The 19,107-nt window shown below is 36.3% G+C and carries 16 protein-coding genes, 1 other RNA gene and 1 pseudogene; 14 read left to right on the top strand and 4 right to left on the bottom strand.

What is annotated here, in order from left to right:
* The first annotated feature begins 186 nt into the window (after positions 1-186).
* From gpsB to rlmD, 6 genes are all read left to right on the top strand, one after another.
* A complete protein-coding gene (gene gpsB / locus AB1H92_RS08485; RefSeq protein ID WP_115360703.1) occupies positions 187-477 on the top strand; it encodes a cell division regulator GpsB in 291 nt (96 codons plus the stop codon).
* Between the two features lie 64 nt (positions 478-541).
* Positions 542-931: RNase P RNA component class B (gene rnpB, locus AB1H92_RS08480), an RNA gene on the top strand.
* Between the two features lie 192 nt (positions 932-1,123).
* Entirely contained in the window at positions 1,124-2,251 is a 1,128-nt protein-coding gene (locus AB1H92_RS08475; protein WP_115360704.1) for a class I SAM-dependent RNA methyltransferase, read from the top strand.
* Positions 2,252-2,348: 97 nt separating this feature from the next.
* A complete protein-coding gene (locus tag AB1H92_RS08470) occupies positions 2,349-4,250 on the top strand; it encodes an ATP-dependent DNA helicase (protein WP_115360705.1) in 1,902 nt (633 codons plus the stop codon).
* A 163-nt stretch (positions 4,251-4,413) separates the two neighbouring features.
* Positions 4,414-5,133, top strand: coding sequence for a DUF2161 family putative PD-(D/E)XK-type phosphodiesterase (locus AB1H92_RS08465; RefSeq protein WP_115360706.1), 720 nt, complete (start codon positions 4,414-4,416; stop codon positions 5,131-5,133).
* 183 nt (positions 5,134-5,316) lie between these two features.
* Entirely contained in the window at positions 5,317-6,690 is a 1,374-nt protein-coding gene (rlmD, locus tag AB1H92_RS08460; RefSeq protein WP_115360707.1) for a 23S rRNA (uracil(1939)-C(5))-methyltransferase RlmD, read from the top strand.
* 56 nt (positions 6,691-6,746) lie between these two features.
* On the opposite strand, the gene AB1H92_RS08455 is transcribed toward rlmD, so the two are convergent.
* Together AB1H92_RS08455 and AB1H92_RS08450 are read right to left on the bottom strand one after the other, a co-directional pair.
* Positions 6,747-8,303: a recombinase family protein gene (locus tag AB1H92_RS08455; RefSeq protein WP_115360708.1), complete on the bottom strand. Its 1,557-nt coding sequence runs from the start codon at positions 8,301-8,303 to the stop codon at positions 6,747-6,749.
* Positions 8,300-8,449 carry a hypothetical protein gene (locus AB1H92_RS08450; protein WP_166739510.1) on the bottom strand — a complete coding sequence of 50 codons (150 nt, stop codon included), beginning with the start codon at positions 8,447-8,449 and terminating at the stop codon, positions 8,300-8,302. The genes AB1H92_RS08455 and AB1H92_RS08450 overlap by 4 nt, the downstream gene beginning before the upstream one ends.
* A 408-nt stretch (positions 8,450-8,857) precedes the next feature.
* Here AB1H92_RS08450 and AB1H92_RS08445 point away from each other — a divergent pair, with 408 nt between their 5' ends.
* Positions 8,858-9,073: a hypothetical protein gene (locus AB1H92_RS08445; protein WP_115360709.1), complete on the top strand. Its 216-nt coding sequence runs from the start codon at positions 8,858-8,860 to the stop codon at positions 9,071-9,073.
* A gap of 82 nt (positions 9,074-9,155) precedes the next feature.
* Positions 9,156-11,690, top strand: a complete 2,535-nt coding sequence (locus AB1H92_RS08440; protein ID WP_115360710.1) for an AAA family ATPase — start codon at positions 9,156-9,158, stop codon at positions 11,688-11,690.
* 324 nt (positions 11,691-12,014) lie between these two features.
* Here the strand turns inward: AB1H92_RS08440 and AB1H92_RS08435 are convergent.
* A pseudogene (locus tag AB1H92_RS08435) lies at positions 12,015-12,467 on the bottom strand (DUF1541 domain-containing protein); the annotation flags it as partial.
* Positions 12,468-13,021: 554 nt separating this feature from the next.
* Here AB1H92_RS08435 and AB1H92_RS08430 point away from each other — a divergent pair.
* The 4 genes from AB1H92_RS08430 to AB1H92_RS08415 all read left to right on the top strand — a co-directional run bounded on the left by AB1H92_RS08430 (position 13,022) and on the right by AB1H92_RS08415 (position 15,934).
* Complete coding sequence (locus AB1H92_RS08430) at positions 13,022-13,405, top strand: hypothetical protein (RefSeq protein ID WP_115360712.1); 384 nt, start codon at positions 13,022-13,024, stop codon at positions 13,403-13,405.
* Between the two features lie 187 nt (positions 13,406-13,592).
* Entirely contained in the window at positions 13,593-14,495 is a 903-nt protein-coding gene (locus AB1H92_RS08425) for a helix-turn-helix transcriptional regulator (protein ID WP_115360713.1), read from the top strand.
* A 329-nt stretch (positions 14,496-14,824) separates the two neighbouring features.
* Positions 14,825-15,220 (top strand): topoisomerase, encoded by a 396-nt coding sequence (locus tag AB1H92_RS08420; protein WP_243835755.1) that lies wholly within the window; start codon positions 14,825-14,827, stop codon positions 15,218-15,220.
* A 132-nt stretch (positions 15,221-15,352) separates the two neighbouring features.
* Complete coding sequence (locus AB1H92_RS08415) at positions 15,353-15,934, top strand: hypothetical protein (protein ID WP_115360714.1); 582 nt, start codon at positions 15,353-15,355, stop codon at positions 15,932-15,934.
* A 346-nt stretch (positions 15,935-16,280) separates the two neighbouring features.
* On the opposite strand, the gene resA is transcribed toward AB1H92_RS08415, so the two are convergent.
* The gene (resA, locus tag AB1H92_RS08410) at positions 16,281-16,817 is read right to left on the bottom strand and encodes a thiol-disulfide oxidoreductase ResA (RefSeq protein WP_166739509.1); all 537 of its coding nucleotides are present in this window, start codon (positions 16,815-16,817) and stop codon (positions 16,281-16,283) included.
* A gap of 220 nt (positions 16,818-17,037) precedes the next feature.
* On the opposite strand from resA, the gene AB1H92_RS08405 reads away from it, so the two are divergent.
* On the top strand, positions 17,038-18,399 hold the full coding sequence (locus AB1H92_RS08405) for a sensor histidine kinase (RefSeq protein ID WP_166739508.1): 1,362 nt from the start codon (positions 17,038-17,040) through the stop codon (positions 18,397-18,399).
* Between the two features lie 19 nt (positions 18,400-18,418).
* Positions 18,419-19,096 carry a response regulator transcription factor gene (locus tag AB1H92_RS08400; RefSeq protein WP_115360716.1) on the top strand — a complete coding sequence of 226 codons (678 nt, stop codon included), beginning with the start codon at positions 18,419-18,421 and terminating at the stop codon, positions 19,094-19,096.
* The last annotated feature ends 11 nt before the right edge of the window (positions 19,097-19,107 follow it).

The raw sequence follows: 19,107 nt of genomic DNA, 5'->3' as shown, positions 1-19,107 counted from the left end.
TAATCCAATCTATTCGCTGCGCAGATACGATATATAGTTGAGTTAAACCGTTTTCAACTATATATTGTATCAGCTTAGCGGTTTTAGGTAATTATGAAATTGACTCCGCTGTTTAAAAAGGACAAAATAGGTTAGATTATGCTATAATATCGCATAAGTTTACCAATGATGGAAGGGCGATTTTTTATGGAAATAAAACTGGACACGAAAACGATACTCGAAAAAGAGTTTAAATCGGGTTTACGTGGCTATAACCAAGAAGAAGTTGATCTTTTTCTTGACGACATTATTCAAGATTACCAAACTTTTACTAAAAAAATTGAGACGTTAGAAAAAGAAATCGAACAAATGAAAAGCCAAGTTGAAAAAGCGAATAGGCGTCCTGCAACGGCGAATACAGGTTCAACCAATTTCGATATTTTAAAGCGAATTTCCAATCTGGAAAAACATGTTTTTGGCGATAAATTAAGTGAATAATCCTTTTTCCTCAAGATGATTGAAAAAAAGTGTCGAGTATTGTATAATAAAAAAACCGTAGCGCAAATTTAGGTAATCGCTGCAAAGCTTGTCTTTGTAGAGGAAAGTCCATGCTCACACGGATCTGAGATGACCGTAGTGTTTATGCTCAGCAAAAAAATAAGCTGGGGCATCGCAAATATGCGATGACGGCGGGAATACGTCCTAAGTTAAGCTTGCTTAATATGGGCTAGGTTCCCTGAACAGTGCCACAGAAACGTAGCTGCTTCGGAAACGAATCAGGTGGAACGCGGTAAACCCCATAAGTGAGAAACCCAAACTATGGTAGGGGCACTCTTCGAAAGGAAATGAACGGACGAAGGGACAGGAAAACATTCCTGTAGATAGATGATTACCACCCTAGTACGAGGCATTCGCCGTTTGAGTACACGGGAACAAAACATGGCTTATCGAATTTCCTATGGTATATTCAATTAAAGTTGAAGCTCTCCTGTTAATGGAGAGCTTTTATTTTGGCAATGAACAATACGAACAGTGAATGATTTTGGATACTTTATTGGTTTAGGTCCATGATAAGTAAGTGTTACTTTATACATAAAATAATTAAATGAACATTGCATATAGAATAGAACGGGAGTTGGAATATATGAGTAAATTTAATTTAGTTGCCACATCAGCTATGGGCGTAGAAGCGCTAGTCGCTGATGAAGTGAAAGCGCTCGGATATGAGACAAGGACGGAAAATGGAAAGGTGTATTTTCAAGGAGACGAGACTGCCATTGCAAGAACTAATATGTGGCTGCGCGTCGCTGATCGAGTCAGAATTATTGTCGGAGAATTTCATGCGAAAACATTTGATGATTTATTTGAACAGACGAAGGCACTTGCTTGGGAAAAGTTTTTACCAGTAGATGCTGCTTTTCCAGTAGCGGGTAAATCTGTAAAATCTACTTTATACAGTGTGCCAGATTGTCAAGCAATTGTTAAAAAAGCGATTGTTGAACGGTTAAATCGTGCTTATAAAAGAAGTGGGTTTTTATCCGAATCAGGTCCGTTATTTAAACTGGAAGTATCGATTTTAAAAGATAAAGTTACCTTAACGATTGATACGAGTGGAACTGGGTTGCATAGACGTGGCTACCGAGTTGGACAAGGGGATGCACCGATTAAAGAAACGCTTGCAGCAGCACTTGTCACGTTAACGCGCTGGAATCCAGACCGTCCTTTTATGGACCCGCTATGTGGTTCAGGAACGATTCCAATTGAAGCAGCGATGATTGGTCAAAACATCGCACCTGGAACGAATCGAGACTTTCTAAGTGAAGAATGGCCATGGATGGGACAAACTGTATGGGACCGCGTGCGTGAAGAAGCGGAAGACTTGGCAAAATATGACCAACCTCTCATGATAACAGGGTCAGATGTAGATGGTCGTATGGTCAAAGTAGCTGAAGAAAATGCCATTGAAGCAGGATTCGCAGATTTGATTCAATGGAAACAACAAGATTTGAAGGATCTTTCAATCGAAGGTGTAAATGGTGTCATGGTTGGAAACCCTCCTTATGGAGAAAGACTAGGAGAGATTGCAGAGGCTGAAGACATTACACGAGCGCTTGGAAAGGTCATGGAAAACCATCCGTCTTGGTCTGTTTATATGATTTCTCCTTTGGAAAATTTCGAAGAGCTTTACGGTAAAAAAGCGACAAGAAAGAGAAAACTATTTAACGGCTTTATCCGAACAGATTATTATCAGTTTTGGGGCAAGCGTGTTTAGCATATAGTAAAAAGTGTATTAAAAAATAGGTTGGCAAAAGGGAAGAGAGCTGCATCTCTCTTCCTTTTGTATGTATAGTTTGGAAGGAGTTCGCTGTATGAAAAGAAAGTTACCATTCCCTTTATCGAGAGAGAAATCGTTTTATGATTCATTAAATGACTGGATTGGCGATACGTTATATGACGATTTAACCGAAAAAGGGTATGAGTGTCGTGATGAACAAATTTTCATGGCATTTCAAATTGAGCAAGCGTTAAAAGAGAAAAAAGTATTATTTGCAGAGGCTGGAGTTGGGACTGGGAAAACGATAGCGTATTTATTACCTGCAATCGCTTATGCGCGTTATACCGGTAAGCCGGCGATTATTTCCTGTGCGGATGAAACCCTTATTGAACAGCTCGTAAAAGAAGATGGCGATATTTATAAAATGAGCAAAGCGCTTAACTTGAATATTGACGTTCGTCTTGCAAAAGCGAGAGACCAGTATTTATGTTTAAAACGTCTAGATGATGCTTCTAATAGGATGGCGGAAACATATATAGAAGATGTAGAAGATAGTTTACCAGACTTTGTTTATGGGTCCGGTTCCTTACAATCTGTTCATCCGTACGGCCAGCGTTCTGACTATCCTGAATTAAGTGATGCACAGTGGAAGACGATTAATTACCATCCGATTCAACAATGTGAAGCTTGCGATTTGAGAAACCGTTGCGGTCAAACCTTGCACCGTAATCATTATAGAGCGGCTCCTGAGATTATTATTTGTTCACACGACTTTTATATGGAGCATATTTGGACGAAAGCGTCTAGAGAGCGACAAGGACAATTACCGTTACTGCCTGAAGCATCGATGGTAATTTTCGATGAAGGACATTTATTAGAATATGCTGCACAACGCGCTTTGACCTATGAAGTTCAAGACCATACTTTGCTCAATTTACTAGAACGTGTAATGGTGGATGGGGTACGTGAACAATCACTGCAACTCATGGAGCAACTGATTGACGTCCATGCCTCGTTTTTCGCATTATTACACGAACATGCTGAAGAAACGATGAATGAACGAAAAGCAATTGAAAAGGTACCTGAACTATTTGAAGTAGGACGTCTTGCTGTGAATATTTCAACGGCGCTTCTTGAAGAGTTTGTCTTTGAAGGCGAGCTATATATTATTCCAGAATACGAATTGAAAATGGTTGAAGAATACCTGGAACAATACATCTACTCGATGGAGTTATTCATTTCAGGGCAAGATGCAGTTGATTGGCTCCAAGATACGGAAGAAGAAATGTCGCTTGTCATTATGCCAAGACTTGTAACGGACATTTTAAAAGAAAGCTTATTCTCTTCGAATATGCCAATTGTCTTCTCATCTGCAACATTGTCATTGCAAAAAGACTTTACTTATATTGCAGAAGGATTAGGCATTGAAAAATATTTATCTTTCTCAGTCGAATCTCCTTTCGATTATGAAAATGTTATGAAAATCTATGCACATAAAACGCCTAACGAACAAAAAGTCGAGCAAGTTGAAGCATTATTACGTGAAGAAGAACAGACGCTTATTTTATTCAAGTCTGAAACAGCGATGCTTCAATTTAAAAAGGAACTATCGGCTGAAGTACAAGGCGATATCGGCTTTGAAGGTGAGCGAGAGTTATCATCCATCGTTCGAGATTTTCAAAATAAACAATTGAAAGTGTTATGCTCATTTAATTTATGGGAAGGGTTGGATATTCCAAAAGATGCACTAACACGTGTCATCATTTATGACTTACCATATCCGCCTGCTGACCCGCTATTTGAAGCGAAACGAAATCATGCGGAGGATGCGTTCCAAGAAGTTGACCTACCGTTTATGCTGTTAAGATACCGTCAAGGAATCGGCCGACTGATCCGAACGTCAGAGGACGCAGGGGAAATTCATGTATTAGTAAACGAAACAGAAGAGAAGATGTTAGAGAAGCTTGAGCAAGTATCTCCTGTGAAACTAATATAGGAAAAATTAAATTACACACGAAAAAGTCCGATTCGCTTATGAATTGGACTTTTTTCGTTTCAAATTTGTACTTACCGTAAGCATTTGGATGTTAAAAAGATAAAAGGAGAAAATTGTGCTTAACTGAAAGTGTTTGAGATACTATCAATGGGGGTTGATTCAAATGAAAGGCAAAGATAAAAAATTATATGAAGTTGATTTGTATGATCCCGTTAAAAATTACTTTACTGAACAAGGATATGATGTTTACGGGGAGGTTCATGATTGTGACGTAGTGGTCGTGAAAGATGACGAATTGATTATCATAGAATTAAAACTGCGGTTAAATTTAGACTTAGTCATGCAAGCGACGAAAAGGCAACGATTGTCGGATCAGGTATATGTCGCCATTCCCAGACCTACCTATAGTTTTCGTTCACAAAAGTGGCGAGATATTTGTTATTTGATGAGGAGATTAGAGGTCGGGTTAATCGTGATTTCATTTCAAAAAAACAAGGAACAGTTGCAAGTAATCCATCATCCGGTTTCATTTGATAGAGTGAAAAGTATGCAACTTAGTAAGAAACGAAGGACTCGTTTATTAGCAGAGATTGAAGGCAGGACTGGGGATTTTAATATAGGCGGAAGCAGCCAAATGAAAATCATGACTGCTTATAAAGAGACTTGCATCCACATCGCTTGTTGTTTGATCCATCATGGTCCTTTATCGGCTAAAGTGCTACGAGAAATTGGTACTGGAGATAAAACATCGCGAATACTCATTAGAAACTACGACGAATGGTTCGAAAGAATAGAAAGAGGCGTCTATGCAATTAGTGAAAAAGGCAAAAAAGACTTAAAAGACTATCCCGAATTTGTTGAGCATTATATGAAATTAGTTTAAAAGAAAATGAGATTTCTGAAACGTTTTTGTATGTATCGTTCTATTTAATTTAGGGGTACTTTTCATAGTAAGCAATCACCGTTGTTCAGATCTGTTCCTTCGTGTAAAATGAATATTATTGGATTCATTTCTGCGATGAACGATTTATGAACTGTTGAAGATAGATAGAAGGGTGTTTTATAGATGATAGGGAAGCGTTTTAAAGTAAAAGTTGACCATTTTGATAATCGCGGGGTCGGCGAATCAGTGACGATGCGGAAAACGAAACGGGGGAACGAGAGTCGATTGCATTTGATGATTCCTTATGCGATTCCGGGTGAAGAAGTAGAAGTAACGGTTGAGCATGCGATACGTAGAAAATGGCAAACAAGTGTTGACCAATTTGTTCAGACGCACCCGGATCGCGTCGAAGCACGTTGTCCGCATTTTGAAAAATGTGGCGGTTGTTCGTGGCAACATCTTTCTTATGAGGGACAATTGCGTCAGAAAACGACTGCGGTAAAAGGGTATTTAGAAAAAGAAGGTTTCGATGCTGCGCTAGTAGAAGAGACGATTGGCATGGAAAATCCTTGGACGTACCGTAATAAAATGGAGTTTACTTTTGCGCCAGATGGTTCACTTGGTTTACATGAGAAAGGTAATTATTTAAATGTCATTCCGCTAGAAACTTGTTACATCATGAAGCCAGAAATGAAAGAGGCTGTACTTGAGGTGGCGGATTGGGTAAAAGCGCATGAGTTAACGGGGTATAATAAAGAAACGGTTGAAGGATTACTTCGATTCGTGATGGTAAGGCAATCATTTGTAACAGGCGAAATTATGCTGGCGATTTTTGCGACGGCAGGGCCTGATGAAGTGGCAGGCATTCAAGATCTCGTATCTAGAATCGAAACGAAATTCCCGAATGTAAAAAGCTTATTATGGCTGGAAAACCGTGATTTAGCGGATCGTTCGCAGGCGGAAGAAACGCATCTGCTACACGGAAGAGATTTTATTTACGATGAAATTATGGGCTATCAATTCCGCCTATGGTTCGATACGTTTTTCCAACCAAATCCTGTACAAGCTGAGCAGTTAATAGAACTAGCGATTGAAATGGGCGAGCCGAAAGAAACAGAATATATGATTGATCTATTTTGTGGTGTCGGTACGTTCTCACTGCCTTTTGCGAGCCGTGTAAAAGAGCTGGCAGGTATTGAGCTTGTGGAAGCATCTATCGCATCAGCAAAAAGAAATGCAAGTGATAATAACGTTGACAATACGAGCTTTTTAGCAAAAGACGCGCGGCACGGAATTGACGAAGTGCTGCAGGAATTTGGCAATCCTGAATTATTACTATTAGACCCACCACGCTCAGGAGCGGGCGGAAAGGTGATGCGTCGAATCGGACGTGCACAACCAGAACGCATCGTTTATGTGTCTTGTAATCCGGAAACATTTGCGGAAGATATTGTGCATTTAAAAGAGTTTGGCTATGAGTTGAAGAAAGTCCAACCGGTAGATATGTTTCCGCAGACTTATCATGTCGAGTGCTGTGCGTTGCTAAAAAAAATATAGTAAATAGAAAAGCTCGTCGTTTGATTTTTTGAAGGCGAGCTTTTCTAATTACATAGTTAACGCAACTCATTTGAAAATCGATAAAAGATTTTAGGGGATCCGTCTTCTTTAATTTCGATTCGATCTACAAGGCGGTTTAACATTTCTCTTGTCAGTTCATTGAATTGAAGGAAATGATTTAGCATCTTTTTTACTTGTGCGATATCAGCTGGCGTTGTATCCTCAGACTTGGAGTTGGATTTTTTTAACTCGTACTTTTCAGAAAGCAGCGTATTTAATTGCTGATCAATACTATCAATCGTTAAGCGATAATCTTCTATTGTTATATTGGATTGGGCTAGAAGTTTAGTAAGTCGCACTTTATCACTATTTAAATCAGCGATGTCTTTTTCAACTTTAACTAAGCGCGTTTTTGTACTATTACTTACTTTTCTTACTTTCCTAGCAATAGAATCTTTTACATCTTTTAAATTCAGTTTGTTTGCTATGCCTCTAATATCTTCAAGTATTATTTTTTCAAGTTCTTTTTCCTTTATAAAATGCTCTGAACAGGCCTTACTTCCATGCTTATTATAATTACCACACACATAGCCTTTTCTGTTCTTCTTAAAGTGTAGTCCTCTACCACAATCAACACAGAAGGCTATATTCGTGAATAAATTAATATTTTGTTGTGGTCTAATTCGTTTCCTGGAAATAATTAGGTCTTGGACAGCATTAAATGTCTCAAGAGAAATGATGGCGTCGTGTGTCTCTTTTACGATGACAAACTCTGAAGATGGAACAAGTTGTCTAGAATCTGTCACTGATGGTCTTGTGTCACGACATTGAACCAAGGCTCCAACGTAATGAGGATTTGTTAAAATCCCCCTTACTGTAGAGCCGTGCCACTTATCACTTGCATTAGATTTGTTACTAATTTGTGCAGGTGTAGGTATTCCTTCGTTATACAACCCTCTGGCAACGGCATCAAAGCCCTTACCCTCAAGATATTCCCGAAATATTCGTCTAACAATATCAGGGGTAAAATCATCTTTAATAAATAGCTTTTTATCTTTGACATAATACCCAAGAGGCGGTATAGAACCGTTGAATTGACCTTCTTTTGCTTTAGTTCGATAGGTATGTTTAATCCTATTGCTGGTTTTTTGTGATTCTTGCTCATAAATCCACGCATATAAACCGAACTTATCTAAGTCCCCATTCAAAGTATCAATTGCACCATCAAGCGTTTTTAGGTGAATCTTATGCTTGGTTAAAATCTCTTTCAATTGATAAGCAAGAGGGACATTTCGCGCAAGGCGAGACAACTCCTTCGCCAAAATCAAATCGAACTTTTGTTCTTTGGCATCGTTAATCAGTTGATCAAGTCCTTTTCGATTAGATCGTGTTCCCGATTCAACCTCTTGATAAAATTCATATATTTCCCATCCATTCTCCGCGCACACTTGTGTGAATAATTTTCTTTGGTTTTCAAGAGAGGATTTTTGCTCCTCTCTACTAGTGGATACACGAACTAGAATGGCAGCTTTTAATGACTTGTGCCTATGGGTATCATTGTTCTCATACTGTCCAGTTTTTGTATATGAATCATTGGCTAATGCTAATCTCATGATTGATCACTACTTTCATCATGAGATGTAGTGGTGTTATCTTTAGCATATAGGTTTTTCACTATTTGGTCAATTTGACTATCGATTAGATCAATTATAATTTCTTCTAATTTACTTTCATTTGTATAAACACGTTCAATGTTCATTGTTAGCCTCCATTAATATTGGTGGCTAGATATTTCAGCCGGCTTTTGATCTAGCTGAAATATAATACTTTGTAATTTTGGATATTCTAATAGCAAAATCATATAAAATTAAAGTTTTTCCTTTCATCCTGAATATGAGGCATGTAATTTCAATCGTTAAAATGGTAGAGAGTATCGGATCTACCGTTAACATAGCAACTGCCACAGAATTAGTGTTAAGCACTCCAACCCTTAACAATGTATGGAGAGAAATCAAGCCATATTTTAAAAGCGGAATACACAATGCTTTCTAGTATTACTAAAAATGATTGCGCTACGTCTAGACCCTACAGTATTAAAATAATATTAGTTTTGAATCGCGTGAAAATTCAATGCTCGGAAATGGTACAATGAAGAGGGGGTGGTCTTATGAAAAGAGTATTGATAAACAAGGTTCGCTGCAAAAAGTGCGACGATGTCATTGAATCAACACATAGCCATGATTTTAAGAGATGTAAGTGCGGCGCGATATTTATTGATGGAGGAACGGATTATCAGCGCTATGGTTGGGGGATGAATCAGGGGGAAGGCGAAGAGCTTGGAGATTATATTGATTTTAGTTATTCCATTTATGAGGACGATTAGAATTGTTTTATAAAGAATATGGCTATTTAAAAATAAAATAAAGTGGAATTTTCATACTGAAAATTGAGAGTGAGGGGCGAAAGTGATAACTAATGATATTATTGAATGGGTAAAAAAACAGCCTTATTGGCAAAAGGTAATAGCAAAAAAGATATTAAGCAACGATCGAATTACTGATCAACGATTGGACGAAATTTTTCAGATCTTTAAAAGGGAAAATAAATTATGTACTGGAGAATTTGAAAAAGAAGAGCTGAATTTTTCCGTTAACAAAACTGCCAGCAATATACCAAATATAAGATGGAAGGGCTTGGCAAGTGTACATGGAGTAAATGCAATAAGAAATGGGGAGAATTTGCCGATAGGTGATAAAGTCACTCTGGTTTATGGGAAAAATGGAAGTGGAAAATCAAGTTATACTAGGTTGTTAAACAACATATTTATCTCCAGAGGCGATAAAAATATAATGCCGAATCTATACAGTGACACTACTGAAATGCCTAAAACGAAAATTGTTTTTGAGAATGAAAGTGGGGATATAGAGGAACTAAAATACCCAGACGATAAAGGGCATGCTTATAACAAGAGAATTACGGTGTTCGATTCCTATAGTGCTATACATGATTTAACAAAGGAAACTGAATTATCATTTTCACCAACTGAATTTAAGTTTTTTGACGACTTTCTATTATACATTGAAAAAATCAATAGTAAATTTGAAGAGGAAATTTCCACAAAAAATTTACGAAATGATTTTATCAAGTCTTTTGATAAGGAAACTTCTATAAAGCAAGCAGTATCTAACCTTGGTAGTAGGTCAGATATTGACCAATTTAAAGAGATTATTAAAGTTTCCAAAGAAGATATAACGACAAATGAACAGAATACAGTGCGTAAAGCCGAGTTACAATCAATGAATATAGATGTTAAGAAAGGTGAGTACAATCAATTAATATCTAATCTAGAGAAATGCAAAGATACTATTATTATGCTTAATCATAAATTTAGTTCATTGAGATTATCGAATACTAAATTATTGATTGAAAAAAGAAACGAATATAAACTTATTTCTTCAGAGGAAGGACTTTCTCAATTTAAAAATGATAATATATATAATTTGGGTTCTCCGGAATGGAAACAATTCATTAGGGCTGCTCAAAACTATTATCAAACCGTCGAACGAAAAATTGATTATTGCATTTTTTGTAAGCAGAATATAGATGGAATTATGTTGGTCGAAAAGTATTGGAAGTACTTAAAAAGTGATGCAGAAACGAATCTTATTACTAAGGAAAGTGAAATCGAAAAAATAAAAAAAGATTTCTCTAGCATAGAATGTACTATTTTTACTAAGGAGTCCAAACTAGATGAGTGGCTTAAAGAATATCAACCTAAACTTTACGAAAATCTTGTTGATGGGGAAACCGGATTTAAGAACTTACGCCAAAAACTAGTGCAATCACTTGAATCCTGTGAATGGGATGACTGCATCAATACGTATGAATTCAATTTAGAAAAAATAGATTCAGCAATCAAATATATTTCCACAAAAATATTAGAATTGAACTCTGAAAGTATACAAGATGAGATTGAAAAACTTCAGGCAGTGGAAAATGAATATTTTGATAAACTAAAAGCCGAGAAGTTATTATCAGATATCGAAAAGTTTGTGTTGGATAGTAAATGGCTTGAATTAGCTAAAAATTGTAAAATCATGACCCGCCCAATAACTCTTATTCAAAATCAATTATTTTCAAAATATGTAACGGGTGAATATGTAAAGGTATTTAATGAAGAGTGTAAAAAACTGAAAGCAGAATTTTCGGCAGAAATTAAACAAAGGGGAAGTAAAGGAGCTACTTTAAATAAGTTAACAGTCAAAGGAAAGAGGCCCTCGGATATATTGAGCGAAGGTGAGCAAAGATCCATAGCTATAGCAAACTTTTTAGCGGAAACATCTATACATAACAATAACATTTGTATAATATTTGATGATCCAGTCTCTTCTTTAGATTATAAACGAAGAGAAGTTATTGCTAATCGATTAATAGAAGAAGCTCATCAAAAACAGGTAGTAATCCTTACGCATGATCTAACATTCTTATTGGCTCTTCAAAACAAATGTGAAGAACAGGGGATAGAACATCTAACCACAACTATAAGGAAAATTCAAACAACAACTGGTATAGTTGAAGATTCTATACCATGGATAGGTATGCCTGTGAGAAGCAGAATAGCTCATTTGAAAAATAAGTTACAAAAACTTACATCTAATTACAACAAGATCACACCAGATCAGCCTGGAAGTATAAAAGAATATGAAGAAGGGGCTAAATTTTGGTGCGAACAATTAAGAGAGACCTGGGAGAGATGTATTGAAGAGATTCTATTTAACGACTCTGTTCAGAGATTTAGCCCTGCTATACACACTCAAAGATTGAAAAAGGCACCTTTTACTACGGAGCTTTATACGGAAATTGAAAAGGGGATGGCGGAATCTTCTAACTGGGTCCATGATAGGGCCTCTGGATTAGGTGAAGAAACACCTGAGCCAGAAGTGTTGAAAAAATATCTTGACGACTGTGAGGCATTTATTAAGAAAAACAGACCAAAATAATAATTTTTGGGTTGCTATATTAAGAGTGCGAAAATAGTCATTATCGCACTCTTTATTCTTAATCATTTCGAGATGGAGTTACTCCACTATATGGCCCGATTGTTGAAGACAGTTCTCACCGGAAATCATTCTAACCAGTAAAACAATTATAACATTTATTATTGTATAAGTGACCAAAGTACCTTGCTTTTTCATGTTCGTCAGAAGAATGATTTCAAAAGTACAATTTAACGCTACGACAAAAATAGAGTTTTTGAGAAGGGTTTTTATCAATTATTAAGCCTTCTACGCAATCAGTAGAATATTACCGAATTATTCTGGTGATAGTTCACTTTCTACTAACCACTTATGATTTTTAACTTTTTCTCCTGCAGTAGAAATATAATCTACCATATACACGGTTGTATCATAAGCACCTACAATTGTAGCTTCAGCACCCTTCATATTAGGCTTATGGTCAGCAAGTATAATAGCCTTACTTCCTACCTGAAAAGCGGGATTTTCAGCTATTTTTAAACCTTTGGGAACTTCTCTTGAACTCGAATGATTCATATTCATATTGTCCATCATCAATATATTTTGCAACCAAGCCGCATGTCGTTGTTCATCATGCGAGGCATGCATGAAGTGCATTTGAACATGATGAGTTGTTGCTCTTGACGAAATATCCTGATAAAAAGAAGAAGCTTCTAATTCATTTTGAATTGCTTTTTGTACACCTTCTTTAAAATCTCTTGGTAATTCCCCAGGAGGAATTTGTGGTTGTTGTCCACCCATCATACTTAAAATCATTGTAAACCAATGATAATGCCTCATTTCATCGTGCTGTATTCTTAAAATAATCTGTCTGAACTGTTCATTGGTAGTTAATTGAATTAATCTTTGATAAAAATTATAAGCATGAACTTCTAAAATAATTGCTTTTGAAACGTCTTCCATTAGATGTGCGTCACTAGTTAAATTCATCCCCAGTCCCATACCCATAGGACTGGTACCAAAACCATTTTGCATATTAGAAGTCAAAAAAATCTCCTCCAATCCAATATCTAAGCTAGTATATGGTTAAATAATCAATATGTTTCTTTAGCCTACACTTTTTACAAGCATTCCTACATAAATGGGGCTGAAGGAAAAGGATATACCCCTGAAAAAGCATATGAGACAGTAGAGGAATGGGGAAGAACAGAGTGTTCTAAATCTCTTCAACAAAATTGATTTTATAATTGAAATCATATTTTAGTTATTCAATTATAAGGCGCGATTGCGTAGAGAGCAATTTGCGTCCATTCTGCAATAGGAGCCTTTAGCCGTAGACACAGGAGGATGTAAAGATGAAGAAAATTATTGTTGTTATGTTGATGCTTATTTCAGTTTTGGCTGCATGCTCCTCAACAGTAACCGACCTAACAGCGGTTGAGGATATACCGAAATTTGTACAGGATTCTACACAGCCAAATGTTCAATTGCAGCTAAAAGAAGAAAACAAAAATAGTTACTATATCACTCTTCAATCAGAGGGGGATGCGGATTTTCATTATAATGTAAAAGGTAACATAGTGGTGATTCAATTTGATGTATCTAACTCCGACACAGGCACAAAAAAACAAAATGTATATCACCTAACAACAGATAAAGATATTGATACTATTGAAGTATATATCAATGGAGAACGCGGCGGTTTTGACATAATCTCATTCTCATTAGATATACGCTAAATATTTCAAACAAACGGGCGCTTTAACGGAAAAACAAGGCGCCCTGTTTTTTCATTATCGGGCCAGATTGTAGAGGTAGGCGCAAATCTTAACTTTAGGTTTGCGCCTTTATAACATTAGCACAAAAAATCAAGTTACCTGAAAAATACTTAGTTATACTGGGTTTGTAAGGTTAAGAGGTGACCAAATGTCTTATAAATACCATGAAAATGCTATTCAAAGATCATTAAATTTTATTGAACAACATCTGACTGATGAATTGCAGATCAACCTTTTGGCTGAACATGTTGGTTATTCGAGATTTCATTTTCAACGTATTTTCCAAAAGATTATTGGAAAATCAATTGCTGAATATATAAGAGAACGGCGAATGACCCAAAGTGCGAGAGAGTTAATTACTACGGATCAAAGAGTGATTGACATAGCTATAACCTATCAATTTAATTCGCAGGAATCTTTTACAAGAGCCTTTAAGAAAGTTTACGACATGACACCAGGAGATTATCGGAAACTGCTTAGAAAATTAGTTAGCAAAGGAGAGTTAATTTTGAGTACAAAGGATAACGCACCTAACGGTTGGATTATGACGGGGGAATCGCCATTTGATTATGAAACTGGTTTAGACAACAGTGTTGTACATAGTGGTAATTACTCGGCATATTTGAAATCAAAGGATGAAAAAGCAAGAAGTTTTGCGACATTGATGCAACAAATTAAGTCAGATAAATATCGGGGAGAACGAGTTCGATTTTCCGCATTTGTGAAGAGTACAGATATTAAAGAAAGTGCCGGTTTGTGGATGCGTGTCGATCATTCTTCTGGTGAAGTCCTTGCCTTTGATAATATGATGAATCGTCCAATCAAAGGAACAAACGAATGGAATCATTTCAGTGTTGTATTGGATATACCAATAAAAAGTGAAGTAATAGCATTTGGTGTGTTGTTAAATGGATCTGGTCAAATTTGGATGGACAAACTTGGTTTTGAAGTTGTAGACGATAGTGTCCCAGTGACAGAACAAAGCCCCACAGAAGGTTTATCTAATGAACCTGTAAATTTAAATTTTGAAGATAATACTACTGCCAGGTGATGGAAAACCGGTTCGGAAAAAGGAGGAATTAATTAGCCGTGAGGAAGTTTTTATCAGTTTTATTACTAATTGTTAATTCACTCACTTTTCTTATTGGACTTGGGTTTTTATTTGGAGAAGATAAGGAAAAAGATAATGATTTAAAACAGGAATAGTGCAACAATCGGGCGCAATTCTCTAATAAGGATTAGCGCCTATTCAGTAATAGGGACATTTAGTGAAATAAGGTTATTGTTTAATCTGGAACTTTTACCAATACGTACCGTCAAATTCACGTATGGAAAATTGTTGTGGAATGTGCAATTGATTTTTGAAAGGGGAATTTAGAAGTGATAAAAAAAGCTGTAATTTCAGGAATTATATTTTGTTCAATCTTGTTAGTTGGGTGTAATGGAGAGAAAGAAGAAGCATCAGAATTAGTATTGACCGATAGCGAGCAGGAAGTAGTAGTTGGTGATCAGGGAGATGCTGAATTATTAACAGAATTACAAAATGAAATAATAGTAGCTATTACAGAACGAACAGAAATTGATAGTGAATCAATAGCAATAACATTAGGTGGTAATATTAAAGAAATGTCTGTATCAGTAGGTTTCCCAAAGAATGTAAAAGTTGATGATACGATGATCCAACAAATAGTTGAGGATTCTATAAAGAAAGTATCTGAAGCAGAAAACGTAACAATTAGCGAAGAAAATATAACAATAAAAATCGAGAAATACTAACGGGGAACTTCAGCTAACGGGCGCAATTCTTTAATTAGGATTAGCGCTTATTCAGTAATAGGACCATTTTGTTGTAGACATGTTACCTTAATAGATTTAATTTCGTCCTAATTTAAAAATGACTTTGAAAGGATGAAATATGATGTTAAAAAGAAGGTGGAAGCAATAGGACTTACTGTGATAATTGCTTTGCTCTTGCTGATCTTGTTTGTTGTTGTCATAGTGTTTAGGAAATGGAAGGCCTTTATTATTTCTGTCTTTAGTTTTTCGATAGTTATTGTATTAGTATTCAAATTTCCAGTGTTACTCCAAAAGAGTACTGAATTATTAGGTGAGGGTTTAGACCAAATACAGGTTGGCTCCTTGATCGATAAGGACGATACATCCCAAATAGAAAATAATGTGATTTATCTTGCTTTGAAGCGAAATCCTAAAATATTAATGCGAGTTGAAAAAGATATAGTTAAGGAGTTAACCCTGGTTACTGAGCCTATAGATACATCGATATCTACAATGAAAGGAATAAATTTGAATAGTACATTTGCTGATGTTGTTCATAATTATGGTGAATCTTATAGATACCTAAAATTTGTGGAGATGTATGGTGTAGGAATTGAGTACAGAGATAAGAAAAATGGAATCATTGTTCAATTCTTTTTTGATAACGATAAACCAAACAGTCAGGTACGCAATATAGAAGTTATAAAAAAGTAAAGGGCATTTAAAGTTGCAATATTTTTTAGGCGTTTACAAACGTTACCAATACAGCCTTGCAATTATAATAGTCAAGTAACTATAAGAACGGGTTAGGCAAGTCTTGCCATTCATCTTCCGTAATCGGGCGCGATTGTTTAATATCAAAAGCCTAAATTAAAATCAACCTATATGATTTGACAATACTTCAATTTTTGTTATCTTAAATAGGTATTTTTAGTCACCATTTCTCAGGTGAAAGTCATTACACCTTCATTTTTTAAAAAGGTGAATGATATTCACGCTTATAGACTAATATTTACATTGAAAAAGAGCGGGAAACCACAACGGTATACCGCTCTTTATTTCAACCGGGCATTATTTGCTCCATGTATCCTTGAATATCTTCTTCTGACATTTCCCCAGTTATTATCTTAATAATTTTGCCTTCTGGATCAATAAGAAGAGTGGTGGGCAGTGGTTTAATGTTATATGCCTGCATTACACCTTTATTTTTGTCAATGAGGGTGGGGAAGTTCATTCCATATTGTTCGGCAAATCTTCGAACTTTTAGGTCGGACTCTGCGATATTAACAGCTAATATTTGGACGCCTTTATCTTTGTAAACTGTGTATTGCCTTCCCATCGCAGGCATTTCCCTTTTACACGGCGCACACCAAGTCCCCCAAAAGTTTAAGAAGACGCCCTGACCCCTATAATCGGAGAGGCGATGACTTTCACCATCTAAATCCACCAACGCGAAATCTGGAGCATTATCTCCAACCTGTAATATTCCATGCTTTTCTTTTGTTACGCTGTTGTATATTGTAAATATTATAGCACTTGTCAGTAACAGCAAGACAACTAACCGCATAATGAAGCGGCCCTTCCTTTTATTATTCAACTTACGCTTACTCCCTTCAAGAACATGCAGGATACGAAGGTATCCCTGGACTATCTTTATTTACGTTTATACTACTAAAAAATTATCAAAAAATTATGCAGTCACGAATCCGTCATAATTGTGGAAGGTGTCGTTTCTTTTTATCTTACTCAACTCTTTCTGCATAATTAATTCATATTTGTTCTTTATACTAAAATTCAAGAGAGGGGCGAATGTTCAAGTGAACAGAATCTCTACTAAGCTAACATCTTACTTTTTCATTGCTGTACTCATCATGGAGATTTCCCTTATTTCATATCTCCATCACAATATCGTACATGCGAGGATTGACGAAGAGTTCTCGAGATTATTGGCAACCGGTTCAAATCATCGGGATGTTCTTATCGAATATTATTCAGATACAACGATGAAACACATTGTGTTGATGGAAAAAGACGAAGAGCGGGAAGTCATTATTACAGACAAACAAGGAAATATTATCCAAAGTTCAGTTGAAAATATAGAAAGCGTTGAAAAATATATTCCAAAAGGAACAGCTAACAATCTTGAGTCCGACACAATTTTAGCGTCAGATTGGGAAGGGCTTCCATATATCATTAGCGGACATCCATATAAAGTAGATTCGGGACATTCAGGTTATATCATCATGTTTCAAAGTACTAGGCCGATCGAACAGTTAGTTGGGAAGTTGAACATGTATTTTGGTTTGGCAGGTGTGACAAGTATCGTTGCATTATTTATTATTTACGTGGCACTATCTAAATTCCTTACGCGTCCATTAATCCGGATGAAGGAAGCAACAGAGAAATTGAGTGAAGGAGATTTCAATGTGAGCCTTCCATTCATTGGAAATGACGAACTTGGTGAATTGTCAGGTTCTATTCAAAAGCTATCGAACGATTTGGAGAGATTAAAAACGGAACGAAACGAGTTCTTAGCTTCGATTGCACATGAATTAGGTACGCCGTTGACATACCTTATTGGCTATTCGAAAGTGGCTATGAGACCTGGAGTAGATGAGAAGGATCGTAAGCATTATCTTGCAATTATTGCGGAAGAGTCAGAGCGGATGAAAGAACTTGTTAAAAACTTATTGGATTTGGCGAAAATGGATGAAAATACATTCACCGTTTCAAAGGAATATTTTATGGCTCGACCATTCTTAGAGGAAATCCTTAGGCTCGTTGGACCTTCTTTTAAACTGAAGAAACTTAGATTGGAATTAATTTGTGATGATGAAATCAAAATTTATGCAGATCCATTGAGATTGGAACAAATCATATTGAATTTACTTGATAATGCTTTGAAATATTCAGTAGAGGAATCGGTTGTGACAATAAAGATTCTTAATAAAGGAGAGAAAACAGCTATTTCCGTTCAGGATTTTGGGATTGGTATCCCAACTAGAGAAATAGAGTTCATTTTTGAAAAACTTTATCGGGTAGAAAAGTCACGCTCGCGTACATCCGGGGGATCTGGCATTGGTTTAGCTATCGTAAAAGAATTAGTAGAAGCACACGACGGGAGTATTGAAGTGGAAAGCAACTTGGGAAATGGAAGCACGTTTACCATTTTTATTTGAGAGGAGGTTACCAGCCTACATGAGAACAGTCTTACTCATTGACGATGAGCAAAGGATGCTAGACCTCATCGAGCTATTTCTAATTCCCCATGGTTTCAGATGTATTAAAGAAACAAACGGGAAAGAAGCGTTGGATACATTAAAGAATGAGAATGTTAGTCTTGTGCTTTTAGATATTATGATGCCCGAAATGGATGGTTGGGAAGTATGTGAAAAAATCCGTGAGTTTTCCGATGTCCCAGTCATTATGTTAACAGCGAGAAGTGACAAGCTTGACCTAGTGAAAGGGCTAGATAGTGGTGCTGATGATTACATTACGAAACCTTTTGATGAGCGAGAGTTGTTGGCAAGGGTAAATGCAATGTTACGTCGTTTCCCTGATGAAGAGGAAAAGACAGAAATGGTTATGCATGGTGACTTTAAGCTAGATAAAGAAACATATTCATTACATTTTAGAGAATTGAAAGTACCACTAACACTAAAAGAATTTTATATTATTGAAGCTCTACTTTCTCGGCCAACAAAGACTTATACACGAGAACAGTTATTAAATGCTGCATGGGACTATAACACCTATACAGACATCAGAACTGTGGACTCGCATATTCGGAATTTGAGAGATAAATTAAAAACGGCTGGATTTCCTATTGATGAATTTTTAAAAACAGTATGGGGAATCGGATATAAATGGGGCTAAGGAGAAATATT

Origin of the sequence: Sporosarcina pasteurii (assembly GCF_041295575.1) — a bacterium.
Classification (GTDB): Bacteria; Bacillota; Bacilli; order Bacillales_A; family Planococcaceae; genus Sporosarcina; species Sporosarcina pasteurii.
Note: the sequence above shows the minus strand (reverse complement) of the source record. Positions and strands in the feature narration are given on the sequence as shown.